Origin of the sequence: Streptococcus sp. 2018WUSS126, assembly GCF_044427425.1 — a bacterium.
Taxonomy (GTDB): Bacteria; Bacillota; Bacilli; order Lactobacillales; family Streptococcaceae; genus Streptococcus; species Streptococcus hashimotonensis.
In genome coordinates, this window is record NZ_JAOTGB010000016.1 from 45,667 (window position 1) to 65,738 (window position 20,072).

The 20,072-nt window shown below is 41.3% G+C and carries 19 protein-coding genes and 1 pseudogene; all 20 read left to right on the plus strand.

Going from position 1 to position 20,072, the window contains the following annotated elements:
* The first annotated feature begins 344 nt into the window (after nucleotides 1-344).
* Nucleotides 345-2,186 (plus strand): protein kinase family protein, encoded by a 1,842-nt coding sequence (locus ODU34_RS07200; protein ID WP_205014861.1) that lies wholly within the window; start codon nucleotides 345-347, stop codon nucleotides 2,184-2,186.
* Nucleotides 2,187-2,220: 34 nt separating this feature from the next.
* Nucleotides 2,221-3,021: a lanthionine synthetase LanC family protein gene (locus tag ODU34_RS07205; RefSeq protein WP_205014863.1), complete on the plus strand. Its 801-nt coding sequence runs from the start codon at nucleotides 2,221-2,223 to the stop codon at nucleotides 3,019-3,021.
* Nucleotides 2,987-4,603, plus strand: coding sequence for an ABC transporter ATP-binding protein (locus tag ODU34_RS07210; RefSeq protein ID WP_169051027.1), 1,617 nt, complete (start codon nucleotides 2,987-2,989; stop codon nucleotides 4,601-4,603). The genes ODU34_RS07205 and ODU34_RS07210 overlap by 35 nt, the downstream gene beginning before the upstream one ends.
* 15 nt (nucleotides 4,604-4,618) lie before the next feature.
* Nucleotides 4,619-5,494, plus strand: a complete 876-nt coding sequence (locus ODU34_RS07215; protein WP_161498323.1) for a helix-turn-helix domain-containing protein — start codon at nucleotides 4,619-4,621, stop codon at nucleotides 5,492-5,494.
* A 609-nt stretch (nucleotides 5,495-6,103) separates the two neighbouring features.
* A complete protein-coding gene (gene mvk, locus ODU34_RS07220; protein WP_044694015.1) occupies nucleotides 6,104-7,039 on the plus strand; it encodes a mevalonate kinase in 936 nt (311 codons plus the stop codon).
* The gene (gene mvaD, locus ODU34_RS07225) at nucleotides 7,032-8,057 is read left to right on the plus strand and encodes a diphosphomevalonate decarboxylase (protein WP_105178862.1); all 1,026 of its coding nucleotides are present in this window, start codon (nucleotides 7,032-7,034) and stop codon (nucleotides 8,055-8,057) included. The genes mvk and mvaD overlap by 8 nt, the downstream gene beginning before the upstream one ends.
* A gap of 1 nt (nucleotide 8,058) precedes the next feature.
* The gene (locus ODU34_RS07230; RefSeq protein ID WP_105178863.1) at nucleotides 8,059-9,138 is read left to right on the plus strand and encodes a phosphomevalonate kinase; all 1,080 of its coding nucleotides are present in this window, start codon (nucleotides 8,059-8,061) and stop codon (nucleotides 9,136-9,138) included.
* A 10-nt stretch (nucleotides 9,139-9,148) separates the two neighbouring features.
* Nucleotides 9,149-10,246, plus strand: a complete 1,098-nt coding sequence (fni, locus tag ODU34_RS07235; RefSeq protein WP_105178864.1) for a type 2 isopentenyl-diphosphate Delta-isomerase — start codon at nucleotides 9,149-9,151, stop codon at nucleotides 10,244-10,246.
* A 90-nt stretch (nucleotides 10,247-10,336) separates the two neighbouring features.
* Entirely contained in the window at nucleotides 10,337-10,603 is a 267-nt protein-coding gene (locus ODU34_RS07240; protein ID WP_024382312.1) for an ACT domain-containing protein, read from the plus strand.
* Between the two features lie 11 nt (nucleotides 10,604-10,614).
* On the plus strand, nucleotides 10,615-11,952 hold the full coding sequence (locus ODU34_RS07245; protein ID WP_024384706.1) for a PFL family protein: 1,338 nt from the start codon (nucleotides 10,615-10,617) through the stop codon (nucleotides 11,950-11,952).
* Between the two features lie 178 nt (nucleotides 11,953-12,130).
* A complete protein-coding gene (locus ODU34_RS07250) occupies nucleotides 12,131-12,826 on the plus strand; it encodes a histidine phosphatase family protein (protein ID WP_105178872.1) in 696 nt (231 codons plus the stop codon).
* 105 nt (nucleotides 12,827-12,931) lie between these two features.
* Nucleotides 12,932-13,255 (plus strand): PadR family transcriptional regulator, encoded by a 324-nt coding sequence (locus ODU34_RS07255; RefSeq protein WP_105178865.1) that lies wholly within the window; start codon nucleotides 12,932-12,934, stop codon nucleotides 13,253-13,255.
* Complete coding sequence (locus tag ODU34_RS07260; RefSeq protein ID WP_105178866.1) at nucleotides 13,245-13,760, plus strand: DUF2812 domain-containing protein; 516 nt, start codon at nucleotides 13,245-13,247, stop codon at nucleotides 13,758-13,760. Before ODU34_RS07255 ends, ODU34_RS07260 begins: the two co-directional genes overlap by 11 nt.
* On the plus strand, nucleotides 13,757-13,912 hold the full coding sequence (locus ODU34_RS07265) for a hypothetical protein (protein WP_161498324.1): 156 nt from the start codon (nucleotides 13,757-13,759) through the stop codon (nucleotides 13,910-13,912). The genes ODU34_RS07260 and ODU34_RS07265 overlap by 4 nt, the downstream gene beginning before the upstream one ends.
* A gap of 218 nt (nucleotides 13,913-14,130) precedes the next feature.
* On the plus strand, nucleotides 14,131-15,165 hold the full coding sequence (gene hrcA / locus ODU34_RS07270; RefSeq protein WP_105178867.1) for a heat-inducible transcriptional repressor HrcA: 1,035 nt from the start codon (nucleotides 14,131-14,133) through the stop codon (nucleotides 15,163-15,165).
* A 149-nt stretch (nucleotides 15,166-15,314) separates the two neighbouring features.
* Nucleotides 15,315-15,833: a nucleotide exchange factor GrpE gene (gene grpE / locus ODU34_RS07275; RefSeq protein WP_105178868.1), complete on the plus strand. Its 519-nt coding sequence runs from the start codon at nucleotides 15,315-15,317 to the stop codon at nucleotides 15,831-15,833.
* Between the two features lie 13 nt (nucleotides 15,834-15,846).
* Entirely contained in the window at nucleotides 15,847-16,110 is a 264-nt protein-coding gene (locus ODU34_RS07280; RefSeq protein ID WP_044758308.1) for a hypothetical protein, read from the plus strand.
* A gap of 33 nt (nucleotides 16,111-16,143) precedes the next feature.
* Nucleotides 16,144-17,967, plus strand: a complete 1,824-nt coding sequence (gene dnaK, locus ODU34_RS07285; RefSeq protein ID WP_002943084.1) for a molecular chaperone DnaK — start codon at nucleotides 16,144-16,146, stop codon at nucleotides 17,965-17,967.
* 632 nt (nucleotides 17,968-18,599) lie between these two features.
* Nucleotides 18,600-19,736, plus strand: a complete 1,137-nt coding sequence (dnaJ, locus tag ODU34_RS07290) for a molecular chaperone DnaJ (RefSeq protein WP_105178869.1) — start codon at nucleotides 18,600-18,602, stop codon at nucleotides 19,734-19,736.
* Between the two features lie 131 nt (nucleotides 19,737-19,867).
* A pseudogene (locus ODU34_RS07295) lies at nucleotides 19,868-20,072 on the plus strand (IS5/IS1182 family transposase); the annotation flags it as partial.

Genomic DNA, 20,072 nt, shown 5'->3' on the forward strand with positions numbered 1-20,072 from the left:
AACAAAATATAATTCAAAAATATTATAAAAATTATAAAATATACAAAAAAAGTAATTGATTTTTTAGAATGAGTATATTATACTGTATTTAGTTGATCAGCTAAAAAAATTAGAAGGGAGAAAACTATGTCTGATTTGCGTCAATTACAAACATTATCTGTTAAGAGTAGTTTCGTAGACAGTACAGGAGCTACAGCACAGGGGTCTTGTGTATTTGCTAGTTGTAATACAACTACTAGAGAACAGTAGTGAAGGTGCGTCTTTTTCATAATTTGTTAATGTTGAACACTGCATAATTTTTATATTATGCAGTGTTCAATGTTATTTTATATGGTGGTGTAAAAATGCAAGAAAATATGGCGATTCATTGGTATGCTTCATCGAATAGAACAAATTTTTATATTATGAGTAATCAAGTTGCTACGGAAGAATCTTTTTTAAAGCTACTCTCATACAATTTAGATGATGTAAGTGTATATACGAAAAAACCTTGGATTTTTTTGAAGTTTTCTCAATCTACTTCTGAAGGACGAACGGCAGGATGGAAGATCCATGTGTCAGCAACTATGGAGAATTATCTTGAAATATTTAATATAGTGTGTAGGTATTGCATTAAAAATAAAATTGATTTCAAATTCCTTGCAAATGAAAAATTTTTGAAAGAAATTAATAGTAAAGAAGTATCTAGACTTTCAGCGGGAAAATTTATTGTAGTTTATCCAAAAGAATCTGAGTTCTGGACAGTAATTCAAGATATTTCAGATTTAACAATAATGTATGATGGACCGGAAGTATTGACTGATTATAGATATTCTTCATCGAAAATAATTTATTATAGATATGGGGAGATTGACCCTATAAGAAGAATAAATACTTATGGTGTGGTTGAGACATACATTTTAGATAATGAAGCTAATTTTGTAAAAGACGAAAAGTTTCCTTATCCATTTACACCGGATTGGATTAAAAAAATATCTTTAGAAGATGAGAGTAATGAAGAATCTTTGTTACTAAAGAAATATATTCCTATGCAAGCAATAAAGTTTTCTTCATCAGGAGGTATATACGAAGTTACTGAGGTGAATTCACGAAAAATTTTTGTAATGAAAGAGGCTCGAAAGTTCACTGGACAAGATAATACCAAATTTTATTCTACGGATAGGTTAAAAAGAGAATTCTCTTTTTTGAAATTATTGGAGAGGACAGATTTTGTTCCACAAGTATTTGAAGTAATAGAAGAAAAAGGGAATAGTTACTTAATTGAAGAAAAACTAGAAGGGACAAATTTAAGAGAATATATTTATCTGCATAATCCATTATTAACAAATGAAAAAGATGTCAAAAAAATTGAAGACTATTTTAAAAACTGTTTAATAATATTCAATAATATAATTGCAGGAATAGGCAGAATTAATGATTTAGGTATTTATGTACAGGATTTGTCCGAGACGAATATCATTGTGAACTTTGAAACAAATGAGCCGACTGTTAAATTGATTGATTTAGAATATGCGATTTTGAAAAAAGAATTAAATGGTATAACCAATATTCAAACCCCAGGATTCTCCTATATTGGAGAAGTTGAAGGTATAGATATTTATAAAGTTCACATTATTGGAATATGTATGATATTCCCAATACAAAACATGTTTGAATTTAACCGTGCCAATGTTTTCAAAAGTATCCAGTATTTAAAAAATATAATTAATAATAAGTACGCTCAGAAAATGCTGAATCAAATAGAAAAGTATATTAAATCATTTGATGGTGCAACAAATATATGTAAAGTTTATCCCGATGATGTCAGTCAGCAGTTAGATCAGATAATAAATTGTATACTAGAAAGTTATTGTGTTTTAGAAGTAGACCATAAAAAAATTTTTTTCCCAGCAGATCCGCAAGTTTATAATACAAATCCCTATAGCATTGCTCACGGGGGGCTAGGTGTTTTGTATTCGTTACGACGAATTTCTGATGGAAAAGAAAGAACGATAATAACCGAAATTCAAAATATTAGTAACGATATTATTAATACTACATATGGGGCGTTATTTAATGATTGTATTGATATTTCGAGTGGATTAATGATTGGAGAATTGAGTTTTGTATACTTTCTCATGTGTGAGAACAAAAAATTAGAAGCATGGAATATTTTTAATAGAAGTTTTAAAACATTAAAAAAATAGTGATAATACGGGGATATATTATGGTATTTCTGGATTGGTTATTTTAGGGGCATACTTTGGATTTGAAGGATGTTCCGAAACAGTGTTCTCAGAGTTACAAGAATTGTTGCTGGAAAGACGGCTAGAAACAGATGTAGTAGGATTGTATGAGGGAGAATCAGGTGTTGCATTAATATATTTGGTGATGTATATGGTTACAAACGATAGACGTTATTTAGATATTGGAGAGAGTCATGTAGCAAATATTTTGATGTATGTGTATGAAAACTCACATGGAAACCTCACTGTAGATCGAGTTGGGAAAAATAATTCTGGAAATAAGATTGAGTCTCCGTTCTTATACAATGGTTTGTCAGGAATCGGATATATGTTGTTTTACTATTATAAAGTAACTAAAAATGACGAATACTCAAACGTGTTAAACAATATTTGTTTGAGTTTAGATTATGATATCCATTATTTTGCTACTCTGATGCGTGGATTGGCAGGGATAACTGATTTATTAATTACTTGTTTACAAGAGGGAGTATTGTGTGATGAAGTCTCAGAAAGAACATCAAAAGTAGTTGATCAGCAAATCAAGACTTTGAAGCTTTTTGAACAGAGAGATGAGAGTGAGATATTATTTGGATACTTAGGTGAAGGAAATTTAAAAATTTCCCATGATTTACATTCAGGTAGTAGTGGAATAGCGCTCGTCTTATATAGATACGTTAAATATAAGCAAGGTGTGCAAACAGCGCCTTCAGAATTTGCTTTATATTTACTTGATGAAATCTTTAGAAAATGGAGAACGGGTTATGAAATTAAAACAGGTATGGAGAATATTGCCTAAGTTTAAAATCTGCTTACTCTTACTTGCATTGGTAGGAGCGAGTTTTGACGGTATTATTATGTCTCAAGTTATTTCGAGAGTTAGTCAATTTAGCTCGGAATCAACTGTAAAAGATGTTTTACTATTCGCTGGTTGCAGTATATTGTTCTATTTATTGATTCAATTATCAGATTTATTTGTTTCAATAATAAAAAACGATTTACTAAAAAATCTGCATAAAAAGTATAAGATGGAACTGTTAAACTATCTTGGAAATAAGGGAAATGCATTAGATGTTACAGAGTCTCTTGCGGTATTAACAGTAGATTTAAAATTAGTAGAAGATAAATATTTTTCCGTTCTTTTTGATTGCTTATACTACAGTCTTTTAGGGGCAGTTTCATTGATATATCTTGTCTATCTAAGTCCTGCAATTTCTGTATTATTTATTATTTTCTCATTTCTTCCAATGTTGCCAGCAATACTATTTAGCAAATATCTAGGAACAGCAACAGAGCACTTTACAAAGTCGAATGAGAAATTTATTCGTAGCATAAAAGATATTTTTCAAGGTTTTTCGGTTCTATGGACATATGGTGCGAATCGTAAGTTTTTAGGGATGGCTGAGACAGTTGTCAATGACTTAGAAAATAGTAATGAGGCATTAAATAATAAACATAGCATAGTTAATCTCGTTTCTTCCATGCTATCGTGGTTAAGTTATATTGTTCCAATAACTGTAGCTCTAGTATTTGTAACCCAAGGGAAACTAGATGCTAGTATTGTTATCGCTTTATTTTTAGCCAGTGACCGTGTTATCTATCCATTTAGAAATGTTTCGAACTATTTACGAATGATACAATCAACGGAGCCAACTCGAAAAAAATTAGAGAAAATGTTACAGGATACTCAGCAACAGGAAGTGTCTGAAAATCATATTGATGAATCAATATTGACTCCTGAGATTCATTTTTCAGGAGTAGCCATTGGACATGGGGCAGCAATTATCAAAAATTTTAATGCCACAGTCCCGTATGGTCGTAAAATACTTATTAGAGGAGCTTCAGGAAGTGGAAAGACGACCTTACTAGATAGCATACAGGGTGTACTGCAACCGTTGGAAGGGGAAATATCTGTATTAAATCATCAGAAGAAAATAAACAATCCTAGCATTCAAATGGCAAGAATCCAACAATCACCCTACTATTTTGAGGCAAGCTTAAAAGAGAATCTCTTAATGGCACTTGAGTCTGTCCGTGAGGAGGAGTTGTTAGCCTTGCTTTCAGAACTGGGTTTGGTAGAAGAGCTAGGTGAAGATTGTCTAGAGAAATATTATGGTGAAAATGGGGCGCAGTTATCAGGAGGACAAAAACAACGTATTGAGATTGCCAGAGCCCTCCTTCATAATAAGAAAATCTTGTTAGTTGATGAGGGGACATCGGCAATTGATAAACAATCCTCAGCCCTCATTCGTAAAAAACTTGCCAATTTACCAATTACAATCTTTGAGGTTGCTCATCACTATTCAGAGTCGGATCTTGGCCTATACGATGAGATATGGGAAATTCATCCGAATAGTGGTACAATAGAGAAAATACTATGAATTGGAATGTGAATTGTGAAAGAAAAAATTGCTAGTCTTATTAAGCGGACGCGTTTGGAGAAAGGATTTAGTCAAAAAGAACTGTCTGAGGGTATTTGTGCTCAAGCAGTTATTAGTAAAATTGAAAAAGCTGAAGTTTCTCCATCAGTCGAATTATTTTTTAAGCTCGTCAAAAAATTAGACATTGATTCTAGTGTGATATTGGAATTGTTTCAATTAAAGAAGAGTACAGAGGAATCGATTCTTACGGATGAGTTGAAATCCATTCTTTACCGAAGAGAGTATGATACATTGGAATATTTTTTACAATTTATTTCAAAAGATTCTGTATCTCCAATTCAAATGCCATATATACAATACCTTAATGGGGTATTGTTATTTGGGAAATACAAAAAGTCAAATGAGGCTTTAGAGATTTTGGAAGGGTTGCGGCCTACTTTGGTTGAAAATGCTAATCTATTTTTACGAGTTGGTATTGCTATTGCGGGAATATATTCGGAGTTAGAAGAATATGTAACATCAATGAACCAATATGAAAGTCTCATTCATCACTATCATGAGTCAAATGATTGGGAGTTGAAAGTATTATTTCAATACGGATATTCTAGAATTTTGTACCTGTGTAACAAGTTTGAAAAAGCCTTGGTTTATAATGCAGAATCACTAGAAATATTAAAGAGTCGAAATACCCTATTTATGCTAGGCAATACTTTGTTAATGAGAGCCAACATATTAGCAAAACGCTCCATTATTTCAGAAGCAATTGATATGGTCAAAAAATCAATAGTTGTTTATGACTTAGAAGGCGACGAGCTCTTAAAAAATTTAGCTCAGTCATTCTTTATAGATTTATTGGAACAGGAGTCGCAAGATGAAAAAGAAATTAATTAAATTTAGTGTATTATTGCTTACATATGTGATTTTATTTGGTGATAAGATTCCACCAGTAATACTAAGTTAAAATTTGGAATCAGTTTAGATAATAATAAAACACCTAAATTCCTCAGAATAAGTCGGAATTAGATGTTTTTGATTGGTATAAAAAGATGAGAAGTACTAACAGTTCCGAGTATCTAGGTTGTATTCAACTTTTTAGATACGATAATATAAAAAATTGTATGAATTTTACAGTCCAGTGGACTGTAAGAGGTTTGAGCCTTGAAACTCAAAGTAAAGAGGAAGATCCAGCCTCATTTTGCGGTCGGCTGTTTTCGTGTTAAGTTTTAAGTAAATAAGTATGAGAAATCGTTTTAGAAAAGTCTAAGAAAACTTTCAGTTTTGTTTAAGTTCAAAGATTTATACTATATTCGAGCTAGAAATAGCGAACAACTTTACTGAATTTCATTCAGTATCGTCATCCGTAAGAGCTAAAGCTCAAACGGCTGGCATATCTTTTTCATATAATCTCCTAGAAAACAGTCGACTGCGGTCGGCTGTTTTCGTGTGTTTTATTCTTATGTAAAAGTGGTATAATAGTAGTGATTGTATAAGGAGAAAAGTATGTCGGTAGTAGGAAAAGCAAATGGGAAAATCATTTTGATGGGAGAGCATGCGGTGGTCTATGGGCAACCAGCAATTGCTATGCCTTTTTCTGCTGTTGAAATTATTGCTCAGGTAACTGCTCAAGGGGAAGCGCTGACTGTTGCTTGTGACTTCTATAAAGGCTTAGTTCACAAGATGCCAAAAATCTGGGAAAGCCTCAAGCATGCCATCCGTTTCTCGCTCTATCGTATCGGAGCACCGACAGACCCAGCTATTCATATCGAGATTAGTTCCACCATTCCTGCCGAGCGCGGCATGGGATCCAGTGCAGCTGTGGCAGTTGCAGTAGCACGCGCCCTCTTTGCCTACTATGAAAAAGAACTGACTGACAGCGAACTATGGGACATCGTTCAGTCTTCGGAAAAAATTGCTCACGGCAATCCATCAGGCATAGATGCGGCGACCACCAGCGGCAAGTCCCCCGTCTTCTATATCAAGCACCAGCCCATCGAACCCTTGGAGCTGAAACTCCGTGCCCACTTGGTAGTGGCTGATACAGGCGTGACGGGAAACACCTTAGAAGCCATTTCAGACGTGGCGGATTTGTTGGAGAAAAAGCCAGAGGCTATCAAGCTAGTAGAAGAACTGGGTAACTTGACCCGACAGGCCAAGGAAGATTTAGCCACAGACCAGGCAGAGCTTCTAGGCAGCAGAATGAACCAAGCTCATGCCCTCCTACAAAAATTAGGCGTGTCTGATCCTAGCCTAGATAAGCTAGTCAGTCTTGCCCAAGAAAATGGAGCCCTCGGAGCCAAATTAACTGGTGGCGGCCGAGGTGGCTGCATGATTGCCCTGGCAAGAACAGCCCAAGATGCCCAAAACCTTGCACATATCCTTGACCAAGCAGGTGCCCGCCAAACCTGGATACAGTACTTAGGAGAAACCAATGACTAAACAAACAGGCATTGCCCGTGCCCATACCAATATTGCCTTGATTAAATACTGGGGAAAACGCGATAAGGAATTATTCCTACCTATGAATTCCAGTTTATCCCTGACCCTTGACGCATTTTATACTGATACCAAGGTCGTTTTTGACCCAGAATTAACTGCGGATGAGTTCTATCTCAACGGAATCTTACAAAAAGAAAAAGAAATTTTAAAAATTTCTCGATTTTTGGATTTGTTTTGCGAATATATAGGTGAAAGGGCATTTGCCCGAGTGGAAAGTCTAAATTTTGTTCCGACTGCGGCTGGTTTGGCCAGCTCAGCATCAGCCTTCGCAGCACTTGCACTGGCAACCGCAACTGCCTTGGATTTAGATTTGTCACCAGCCACCCTATCAACCCTTGCTCGCAGGGGTTCTGGCTCTAGCACACGTAGCCTATTCGGTGGCTTTGTCGAATGGGATATGGGAACGGGTTCGGAAGATTCTATGGCTCATCCCATTGATGATGCCGATTGGGATATTGCCATGGTCGTCTTAGCCGTCAATACTGGACCGAAAAAAATTGCCAGCCGAGAGGGAATGGACCATACGGTTGCCACCTCACCATTTTACACAGCCTGGGTAGAAACCGCCAAACAAGACTTGGTGGACATCAAGGCAGCTATTGCCAACCGTGATTTTGAAAAACTTGGTCAAATCACAGAGCACAATGGTATGAAAATGCATGCGACAACTCTATCTGCTAATCCGCCCTTTACATACTGGTCAGCCGATAGTCTAGTGGCCCAAGAGGCAGTCCGTCAGGTTCGTGAGGCAAGTGGCTTATCAGCCTACATGACTATGGATGCAGGACCGAATGTCAAGGTCCTCTGCCGAGCAAGTCAAATGGATGAGCTAGTAGATGAATTGGCCAAAGTCTTCCCAAGGGAGAAAATCATTACCAGCAAGCCTGGTCCTGCCGCCTACGTCCTCAGCGAAGACGAGTGGCAGGCCTCACAAGCAGCGTTTGAAAAGGGCTTGTAGCATGAAAGTACAAGTAAAGATACCTGGAAAACTCTTTCTAGCAGGGGAATACGCAGTCGTCGAGGCAGGCTATCCCGCAGTGATTGCAGCCCTTGACCAATACCTGACTGTCACCATAGAAACAAGTGACCGAGGCCTTCTTCATTCCAGCCAGCAAGCAGACCTCTATCTGACTTGGGAGCGTAAGGAAGGTGCCGTTTATATCCAAGGTGACCATCCCTATGCTCTGATTGAAACTGCCATGCAGGTGACAGAAGCCTATCTGACAGCCAAAGGTCAGTCCTGTCAAGCAACTTACAGCCTAGTGGTCCAGTCAGACCTGGATGATCAGACCTCAGGTGCCAAGTACGGCTTGGGGTCGTCAGGGGCAGTGACGGTTGCGACGGTCAAGGCCCTGCTGACCTACTACGGTCACCGACCAGATGCCCTTCTGACCTACAAGCTGGCAGCCTTGGTCCAGACCAAGCTAGGCATGACGGGTTCCTTCGGTGACTTGGCGGCTTCCAGTTTTGGTGGCTTGATTGCCTATCATTCCCTGGACCGTTCTTGGCTTTTAGGGAAAATGGCAGAGCTGTCCCTGCTGGATCTGGTGGAAAGTGATTGGCAGGGTTTGTCCATCAGCCCTATCCAGTTACCCGAGGGCTTAGACCTCTTGGTTGGCTGGACAGGTTCGGCGGCTTCGACAGATCGATTGGTTTCCCAGATGGAAAGCCAAAAAAGTCAGGCAGAAAAAGAGCGCATTCATAGCCAGTTTCTAGCCGACTCCAAGACCTGTGTAGAGCAGTTGATAGCGGCCTGTCAAACAGGTAATCGAACAGCTGCTAGACAGGCCATTTCTCAGAACCGCAAGCTCTTACAAGATTTTGCGAGAGGAATGGGTTTGGTCATTGAAACGCCTCGACTGAGCCAACTCTGTGACCTGGCCCAGACTTATGGAGCGGTGGCCAAATCATCTGGTGCAGGCGGTGGTGACTGCGGCATTTGCTTGGTAGACAGTACGGAACAAAAAGTAGCGATTGAGAAGGCTTGGCAACAAGCCGGCATTCTTCCACTCCAACTAAAGATCACAAGTAGAGAATAAGGAGAACCCTATGTTTTATTTAGGAGAATTTGGTTTAGACCGCAAGGATCAACACGTTGGCTTGGCCAACCAGCAATACAGTACCACACCGGCCAAGGACTTTACGGAGACCTTGTTTGTCCATCATTCCCTACCTCAGACCAAGGTGGATGAAGTGGATATTTCGACCAGTGTAGCTGGTTTGGACTTTGCCTTTCCATTCTTCATCAATGCCATGACCGGTGGAAGCAAGAAGACGCGGGAAATCAATCGCCTCTTGGGAATTATGGGGCATTTTGGGAAGATTGCTCTGGCTTCGGGTTCGGTTAGTGCGGCGATCAAGGATCCGTCTGTTGCGGAAACTTTCTCTGTTATGCGTCGGGAAAATCCTTATGGCATTATTTTTGCCAATCTAGGTGCCCATCACAGTGTTGAGAATGCCAAGCGGGCGGTGGATTTGTTGGAGGCCAATGCCATCCAAATCCATGTCAATGCACCCCAGGAGATTGTCATGCCTGAGGGAGACCGTGACTTTACCATGTGGTTGAAGAATATTGAAACTTTGGTGCGAGAGATGGAAGTACCTGTCATCGTCAAGGAAGTTGGTTTTGGCATGAGCCGTGAAACAGTGGCCCAGCTGGCTTCTGTCGGTGTTAAGACCATTGATGTATCTGGTACTGGGGGGACGGATTTTGCCAAGATTGAAAATGCCCGTCGTACTTTCAATGATTATGCTTATTTAGAAGGTTGGGGTCAGTCAACTGTGACATCCTTGGTGGAAGCCATGTCTGTTCCTGAAGAAGTTCGCCCAAGCCTGATTGCATCTGGTGGTATTAAGACGCCACTAGATATTGTCAAATCATTGGCCCTCGGTGCAGACCTTGTTGGTATGTCCAATCATTTTCTCCAGTACGTCAAGGATGGTAAGGGGCATCGTTTTGACGACGGTTTGCAGGCTATTAACACCTTCCAATGGCAGATGGCTGAAATCATGACCATGCTGGGTGCTAAAAACATCGCAGAACTCCGTCAGAAAGATTTGGTCTTGGCTCCAAATGTACAAAATTGGTGCGAAGCGCGTGGGATTGACTGGAAAGCCTATGCCCGTCGGTCGCAATTGGTAAAATAAATACGTACGTTAGAGGTAGAATCTAGAAGATTTCTACCTTTTTCTGCATATTTATGATAAAATAAATGAAAATTTAGAAGAGGTGTTCAGATGAAAGCTATTGTTACAGTTGTCGGTAAGGACAAGTCAGGAATTGTTGCGGGTGTTGCGACTAAGATTGCGGAATTGGGTTTGAATATTGATGATATTTCTCAAACTGTTTTGGATGAGTATTTTACCATGATGGCGGTGGTGTCATCAGATGAGAAGAAAGATTTCACGCAACTTCGTGCGGAATTGGATGCCTTTGGTCAAAATTTGAACGTGAAAATCAACATTCAAAGTGCGGCGATTTTTGATGCCATGCACAATTTGTAAGGAGAGCGGTCATGGATATTAGACAGGTTAGAGAAACCATTGAGATGATCGAGGAGCAACACTTCGATATTCGGACCATTACCATGGGGATTTCCCTTTTGGACTGTATCGACTCGGACATCGATAAGGCAGCGGAGAAAGTATATACCAAAATCGTGACCAAGGCCAAGAACTTGGTAGCAGTCGGTGATGAGATTGCGGCAGAGCTGGGAATTCCCATTGTCAACAAGCGGGTATCGGTCACGCCCATTGCTTTGATTGGTGCGGCGACGGATGCCACGGATTATCTTCCCTTGGCTCATGCCTTGGACAAGGCGGCTCATGAGATCGGCATCGATTTTATCGGAGGCTTTTCAGCTCTGGTTCAAAAGGGCTACCAGAAAGGGGATGAAATCCTCATCAACTCTATACCGCAGGCATTGGCCCAAACGACAAAAGTCTGCTCGTCAGTCAACATCGGATCGACCAAGACGGGCATCAACATGACGGCTGTGCGGGACATGGGGCGGATCATCAAGGAGACGGCGGAGGCTTCTGATATGGGGGCGGCCAAGCTGGTGGTCTTTGCCAATGCGGTCGAGGACAATCCTTTCATGGCTGGTGCCTTCCATGGTGTCGGCGAGGCGGATGTGGTTATCAATGTCGGCGTGTCTGGGCCTGGTGTGGTCAAGCGTGCCCTTGAAAAAGTGCGTGGCGAGAGTTTTGATGTGGTGGCAGAAACCGTCAAAAAGACGGCCTTCAAGATTACCCGTATCGGTCAGTTGGTCGGCAATATGGCCAGCGAACGCCTGGGTGTTAAGTTCGGTATCGTGGACCTGTCCCTTGCCCCGACGCCAGCTGTTGGCGACTCAGTGGCTCGGGTTTTGGAGGAAATGGGCTTAGAAACCGTAGGTACGCACGGAACGACTGCTGCCCTGGCTTTGCTCAATGACGCAGTGAAAAAGGGTGGAGTTATGGCCTGCAACCAAGTCGGTGGCTTGTCAGGTGCCTTTATCCCTGTGTCTGAGGACGAGGGCATGATTGCGGCGGTGCAAAATGGCTCGCTTAACCTTGAAAAATTGGAAGCTATGACGGCTATCTGTTCAGTTGGTTTGGACATGATTGCCATTCCAGAAACAACGCCTGCTGAAACGATCGCGGCTATGATTGCGGATGAGGCGGCCATTGGGGTTATCAACCAGAAAACCACTGCGGTCCGTATTATTCCACTTGGAAAAGAAGGGGACATGATTGAATTTGGTGGGCTTCTGGGAACAGCCCCTGTCATGAAGGTCAATCAGGCTTCGTCTGTGGACTTTATCAACCGTGGCGGACAAATTCCAGCACCGATTCATAGTTTTAAGAACTAAAAACGTAAACCGATTGCGACAAGCAGTCGGTTTTTTGCTATACTTATACTCAATGAAAATCAAAAGCAGACTAGGCGACGAAGATGCAGATAGAACTGAAGTTCATCAAATCAAGTCAACAACGTTTGCTTTTGATTTTCGAAGAGTATTAATAGTAAGAAAAGACAAGGAGAACACTATGGCAGATGTAAGATTATATATTTCTCGACATGGGAAAACCATGTTTAATACCATCGGGCGCGTGCAGGGCTGGTGTGATACACCGCTGACCAAGGCTGGTGAGGAAGGAATTCGTGAACTGGGCTTGGGGCTCAAGGATGCGGGCATTAATTTTAAACTAGCCGTATCTAGTGACCTGGGACGGACCGTTCAGACCATGACCATCGCCCAGCGTGAGTTGGGAATTTTAGGAAAAATCCCATATTACCAAGACAAGCGTATCCGTGAATGGTGCTTTGGTAGTTTCGAGGGCATGTATGATGCCGAGCTTTTCCAAGGTGTCCTGCCTCGTTTGAAAGGGACAGTTGATGCGACAGGCATGTCCTTTGCGGAAATCGCAGCAGGTATCCAAGAAGCAGACACAGCTGGTTGGTCTGAATCATGGGAAGTGCTTAGCAATCGTATTTTGACAGGTTTTGAATCCATTGCTCAAGACTTGGAAAAACAGGGCGGCGGCAATGCCCTTGTGGTTAGCCACGGTATGACCATTGCAACGCTGGTCAACTTGCTTCAACCAGAAAGTCCAACCAATCTCTTCTTGGACAATGGTTCTATTACTGTCCTCAAGTACGAAAATGGTCAATTTACCATTGAAGCAATTGGGGATTTATCCTACCGCAAACGCGGAGCAGAATTGATTGCCCAAGGGGAATAAGAATCAAATCAGGGATTTTCTCTGATTTTTTTCTTGACAAGTGTATCGAGGTGCGATGTAATTTATACATCGAAGTTCGATGTATCGTAGTGCGAAAGGTATTTTATGAACAATAAGTTAAAACGCGTCTATGTTCCCATGACAGAAACAGCCTTCTATATTCTTTTTCATTTACAGGAGGAACGACATGGTTACGATATTACCCAGAAGACCAAGGAAGTCACGGCAGGTCAGGTCGTGATTAGCCCTGGGACCATGTATGGCACCCTATCGAAAATGGAGAAAGACGGCTTGATTGTCTTTGTTAGAGAAGAAGACAAGCGAAAGTTTTACCAAATAACAGCAACAGGTCGAGAAATTCTGGATATAGAATTGGCTCGAATTGAACGCCTTTATCGAAATAGCAAGGGGGAAAGTTATGGAAACTAAGACAGAAATTCATTTCTTCTTCTTGCCTGATTTTGAAAAGGAAGAAGTCTATCTGGCAGAGCAGCACCGTCAGGGATGGAAATTTCAAAAAAATAAATTTGGCTTTTTCTATATCTTTGAGAAATGTCTACCTGAAGAAGTTATCTATCAACTGGATTTTAAGCCAAATGGTCAGGATAAGGCAGAATACCTCCAGATGTTTGCAGATTATGGCTGGGAATATGTCGGTGATTGTAATCATTTTTCATACTTTAGAAAGAATGAGAGTTTAGGAGAAGTTGAGCTTTATAGTGACCGTCAGAGTAAGTTCGAGATGATTGACAGAATTATTACCAGACAGTTTCTACTGGCTAGTTCCTTGTTTGTTTTCTTTATCTTGCTATTTTATGTCTTGAAGTTGCCTGCTGTTATGATTGGTATGGCAGTTGCTGACCTACCAGTTTTACTCTATTGTTCTATCGGCTTGATGCGTTTGCGTCAGAAGTATAAGGAGGTTGGAAAATGACAAAACAAAAACGTATAGCAACTCTCATCAATGCTCTTGCAATCTTTGCTGTGGTTTTTCTAAATCGAAACAGTTTTATCAGCTTGATTGCTATAACGCTGATAATGATTTTAAATTTTTGGAATTTAATTGACATGAAGGAAGAAAAGTAAGATAGAAATACTTGTTGGAAGAACTTATTTTTGAGACATTCCACCATTCTAGGTCCTTAGACCGATTTTTAGCACTCTAGGTAAAAGAGTGCTAATTTTTTGTCTTTTTCTCTTGACAATCCATTTTTTCGGCGTATAATGGGAGTATAAAGTTTAGCACTCATCGTTATAGAGTGCTAAAAATAAAAAAATCAACAGTGTTCATGAAAGGAGCGGAGATGATTACCCAACGTCAAAATGATATTTTGAATCTGATTGTTGAATTGTTTACGCGCCATCATGAGCCGGTTGGTTCTAAGGCCTTGCAGGAGATGATTGCTTCTAGTTCAGCTACCATTCGCAATGATATGGCTAAGCTAGAGCAACTGGGCTTGCTAGAAAAAGCTCATACTTCAAGCGGTCGGATGCCCAGTCGGGCTGGTTTTCAATACTTTGTCAACCACTCGCTCAACTTGGAACACATCAATGAAGAAGATGTTTATCAGGTGGTCAAGGCCTTCGACTTTGAAGCCTTCAAGTTGGAAGACATCTTGGAGCGGGCCAGTACAGTCCTAGCGGATTTGACAGGCTACACTTCGGTCATCTTAGATGTGGAGCCGACCAGTCAGCAGTTGACTTCCTTTGACATCGTGCAACTTAGTAGCCATGATGCCTTGGCAGTCTTGACCTTGGATCAGTCCAAACCTGTCACTGTTCAGTTTGCCATTCCCAAGAACTTTTTGACCAGGGACTTGGAAGTGCTCAAACGCCTGGTGGATGAACGCTTCGTTGACCAGACGGTCTTGGCAATCCACTACAAGCTGCGGACGGAGATTCCCCAAGTGGTGCAGCGTTACTTTACCACGACGGACAATGTCTTGGATCTCATGGACTACATCTTTGCCAACCTCTTCCAAGAATCAGTCTTTATTAGCGGAAAGGTCGCTTCGCTGACCTATGGCAATCTCGCCACCTATCAGCTCTTGGATAGCCCACAGCTATTAGCCCCAGAGTTGCGGCAAGGCTTGGCGCCAAACCAGCCGACCAGCATTTCTGTGGCGGAACATAGGGATCCTGCCCTAGCGGATGTGACAGTCATTCATCATCGCTTTCCAATCCCCTATCGGGGCATGGCCCAGATGAGTTTGCTTGGTCCTGTTGACATGGACTACCGTAGGCAGATGAGCTTAATCAACATCATCAGCCGCGTCCTATTTATGAAATTAACCGATTACTACAGATATTTAAGTAGTAATCATTATGAAGTCAATTAAGATGTGAGGGCGTGAAGGAAACGATTGAAAAATAGGAGATTGACGCAGTGTCATCAGACACAAGGAAATCTATCTTTTTTCTGAGTTTCTAGCCCGAACTCAATTTATTATTTGTCAAAGTAATAATAGAAAATGAAGAGGTGAACAACTTGTCAGAAGAAATCAAAAATGAAGAAATCCTAGAGGAAGTTGAAACAACAGAAGAAGTTGTCGAAATGCCTGAAAAATCAGAGTTGGATTTGGCAACTGAGCGTGCAGAGGAATTTGAAAACAAGTACCTCCGTGCCCATGCTGAAATGCAAAATATTCAACGCCGTGCCAACGAGGAACGCCAAACCATTCAACGTTATCGTTCGCAAGACTTGGCTAAGAAAATCTTGCCGAGCTTGGATAACTTGGAGCGTGCCCTTCAAGTCGAAGGTCTGACAGAAGATGTCAAAAAAGGCTTGGAGATGGTACAAGAAAGTTTGATTCAAGCCCTCAAAGAAGAAGGGGTAGAAGAAGTCGCAACAGATGTCTTTGACCCAAATCTTCATATGGCCATTCAAACAGTCCCAGCTACAGACGACTGCCCAGCAGAACACATCGCACAAGTCTTCCAAAAAGGCTACAAGTTGCATGAACGTCTGTTGAGGCCGGCTATGGTGGTGGTGTCGGAAGGTAAATAGAAAAGAGGAAAATATGTTTAATTATCGTGACTTTATAGAAGAATTACGTGAATTTGTTGAACAAGATGATCGACATGGATGGAATGGACATAATGTTGATTATGATGGATTTCGAAATACTTATGGAGAAGAAGTTTTAGATTTTTACGGAGTGGACTATCAAAATTCAGAACAGAGTATTGAAGAGCTGCTGGATAGTATCAAAGTTCCAAGTGGAATTATGAATGAATTTGCTGATCCAGAGTTTCCAGAAGAGTTTAAAATGTATAGTAAATAAAAATAAAGTAATTATAAAAGTGAGGAAATAAATATGTCTAAAATTATCGGTATTGACTTAGGTACAACAAACTCAGCAGTTGCAGTTCTTGAAGGAACTGAATCAAAAATCATCGCAAACCCAGAAGGAAACCGCACAACTCCGTCTGTTGTGTCTTTCAAAAATGGTGAAATCATCGTTGGTGATGCGGCAAAACGCCAAGCAGTAACTAACCCAGATACCATTATCTCTATCAAATCAAAAATGGGAACTTCGGAAAAAGTTTCAGCAAATGGCAAAGAATACACACCACAAGAAATCTCAGCTATGATTCTTCAATATTTGAAAGGCTACGCTGAAGAATACCTTGGTGAAAAAGTAACTAAAGCTGTTATCACTGTTCCGGCTTACTTCAATGATGCTCAACGTCAAGCAACAAAAGACGCTGGTAAAATCGCTGGTCTTGAAGTAGAACGTATCGTCAACGAGCCAACTGCAGCAGCCCTTGCTTACGGTTTGGACAAAACTGACAAAGACGAGAAAATCTTGGTATTCGACCTTGGTGGTGGTACCTTCGACGTATCTATCCTTGAACTTGGTGACGGTGTCTTTGACGTACTTGCCACAGCAGGTGACAACAAGCTCGGTGGTGACGACTTTGACCAAAAGATTATCGACCACATGGTAGCAGAATTCAAGAAAGAAAACGGCATCGACTTGTCAGCTGACAAAATGGCTCTTCAACGTTTGAAAGATGCGGCTGAAAAAGCTAAGAAAGACCTTTCAGGTGTAACATCAACTCAAATCAGTTTGCCGTTCATCACTGCAGGTGCAGCAGGTCCTCTTCACTTGGAAATGACTTTGACACGTGCGAAATTCGACGAATTGACTTACGACCTTGTAGAACGTACAAAAGTACCTGTGCGTCAAGCCCTTTCAGATGCAGGCCTTAGCTTGTCAGAAATTGACGAAGTGATCCTTGTCGGTGGTTCAACTCGTATCCCAGCCGTTGTAGAAGCTGTAAAAGCTGAAACTGGTAAAGAGCCAAACAAATCAGTAAACCCTGACGAAGTCGTTGCTATGGGTGCGGCTATCCAAGGTGGTGTTATCACTGGTGATGTCAAAGACGTTGTCCTCCTCGACGTAACACCATTGTCACTTGGTATCGAAACAATGGGCGGCGTATTTACAAAACTCATCGACCGCAACACAACTATCCCAACTTCTAAATCACAGGTCTTCTCAACTGCGGCGGACAACCAGCCAGCTGTTGACATCCACGTACTTCAAGGTGAGCGTCCAATGGCAGCGGACAACAAGACTCTTGGTCGCTTCCAATTGACAGACATCCCTGCAGCACCTCGTGGTATTCCACAAATCGAAGTAACATTTGACATCGACAAGAACGGTATCGTTTCTGTAAAAGCCAAAGACCTTGGTACGCAAAAAGAGCAAACTATCGTTATCCAATCTAACTCAGGTTTGACAGACGAAGAAATCGACCGCATGATGAAAGATGCAGAAGCAAACGCGGAAGCAGATAAGAAACGTAAGGAAGAAGTTGACCTTCGTAACGATGTTGACCAAGCAATCTTTGCGACTGAGAAAACTCTTAAAGAAACAGAAGGCAAAGGCTTCGACGCAGAACGTGACCAAGCCCAAGCAGCTCTTGACGAGTTGAAAGCAGCTCAAGAAGCAAACAACTTGGACGACATGAAGGCGAAACTCGAAAACCTCAACGAAAAAGCCCAAGCCCTTGCAGTGAAACTCTACGAGCAAGCCGCAGCAGCACAACAAGCAGCCGCTGGCCAAGAAGGTGCCCAAACAGCTAACAACGCAGGCGATGATGTCGTAGACGGCGAGTTTACTGAAAAGTAACACACCAAAACTGATGGCTACTAAAAGTAGCTCATCAGTTAACGGTTACCGCTATTGCGGCTAACCTAGGTGTCTTACTAGCTCGAAAACAAAGTATTATCGACTTTGTTTTCTCACGTCGTAAATGGTTCAGGAGACCTTTTTATCCCGAGCCACGAAATTCTTCACTAGGTTTTGTTAACTCTCCTCGATGAACTCTAGTTCAATCTTCGTCCAGTTGCCTAGCCTAATCTTGAATTTCTTTGAGTATCTAGGGTTCGGAAAATCATTTTTTCCGAAATTATTAGCTCGAACTCAATTCTCATCTTCTCGAGAATAGAAATCATTCGTCAATAAAATTTCCAATCACAGAGGTTGCAACCCAGCCTCTGTTTTTGGGTAAATACCCTTCTAATCTTTTATAGAAAGGAATGTGTTCGTAACTGAACACGGGCTACTTTCAACATTTCAAAGAAAGGAATACAAGTTCGGTAATTCGAACACAGGCTTCTTTCTGAGTTTCGTCTATTTTTTAACGAAAGGAATTGAACCCGCCCTAAAAGCTGTGTGAAAAAGATAAATCGTCTAGAAAAATCGGGATTTTCTGCCGATTTCCTATTTTCACTTTGCTTTTAACGGGCTTGGTATCTTATATGAACAATACAGAATATTACGATCGTCTGGGCGTTTCTAAGAGCGCTTCGCCAGACGAGATTAAGAAGGCTTATCGGAAGCTTTCGAAGAAATACCATCCAGATATTAACAAGGATCCGGGTGCGGAGGATAAATACAAGGAGGTCCAAGAGGCTTATGAGACCTTGAGCGATCCGCAAAAACGGTCTGCCTATGACCAGTATGGTCCTGCTGGAGCAAACGGTGGCTTCGGCGGAGGAGCAGGTGGCTTTGGTGGTTTCGACGGAGCAGGTTTCGGTGGCTTTGAAGACATTTTCTCTAGCTTCTTTGGTGGAGGTGGTGCGACGCGCAATCCTAATGCACCTCGTCAAGGGGATGACTTGCAGTATGCGGTCAACTTGAAATTTGAAGAAGCGATTTTTGGTGTGGAACGTGAAGTTTCCTATAACCGTGAGGCAACTTGTCGAACCTGTACAGGTTCAGGTGCCAAACCTGGAACAAGTCCAGTAACCTGTGGGCGCTGTCATGGTTCTGGAGTGATCAATGTGGACACCCAAACTCCACTTGGAACCATGCGCCGTCAAATGACCTGTGATGTCTGCCATGGTCGCGGAAAACAAATTAAAGATCCATGTACAACCTGTCATGGAACTGGTCATGAAAAACAAGCCCATACGGTAACGGTTAAGGTACCAGCTGGTGTGGAAACCGGTCAACGTATTCGCTTGGCAGGTCAAGGTGAAGCAGGTTTCAATGGAGGTCCATATGGAGATCTCTACGTTGTCATTCAGGTCCAACCTTCAGACAAGTTTGAACGTGAAGGGACCACTATTCACTATAAACTGAACCTTAACTTTGTCCAAGCAGCACTTGGAGATACAGTTCATGTGCCAACGGTTCACGGTGATGTGGATATGGTCATTCCTGAAGGTACCCAGACTGGTAAGACCTTCCGACTCAAAGGAAAAGGTGCCCCAAGTGTTCGTGGTGGAGCTATTGGTGATCAATATGTCACAGTAAATATCGTCACTCCGACAGGTTTGAATGACCGCCAAAAAGCAGCTCTTAAAGAATTCGCGGCAGCAGGAAATATTGATGTCAAACCCCATAAAAAAGGATTTTTTGACAAGGTAAAAGATGCCTTTGAGGATTTATAATTCTAAGATGAGGCTGGGCAAAAACTAGCTTCTCACATATAAAAAACGAGCAATTCCACTTAGGAGTTGCTCGTTTTCCATTTCATGCTTTATAATTATAATAACGACAAAACAACTAGAAAGGCATGAAAATGTATAAACAGTATAACACAAATCAGCTTAGTTTGGAATTAAATATTGCTTGGGACTTACCTGCTACTCATGAGGCTCGTCTGATTAGTCAGTTTGTGGATACTATTCCTTCATCCGTTCTATTGGAAGAAACTTCTCACACAGGTCGTCCAGCCTTTCATCCCGCTATGTTACTTAAAATGACCCTGTTCGCCTACGCTCGCC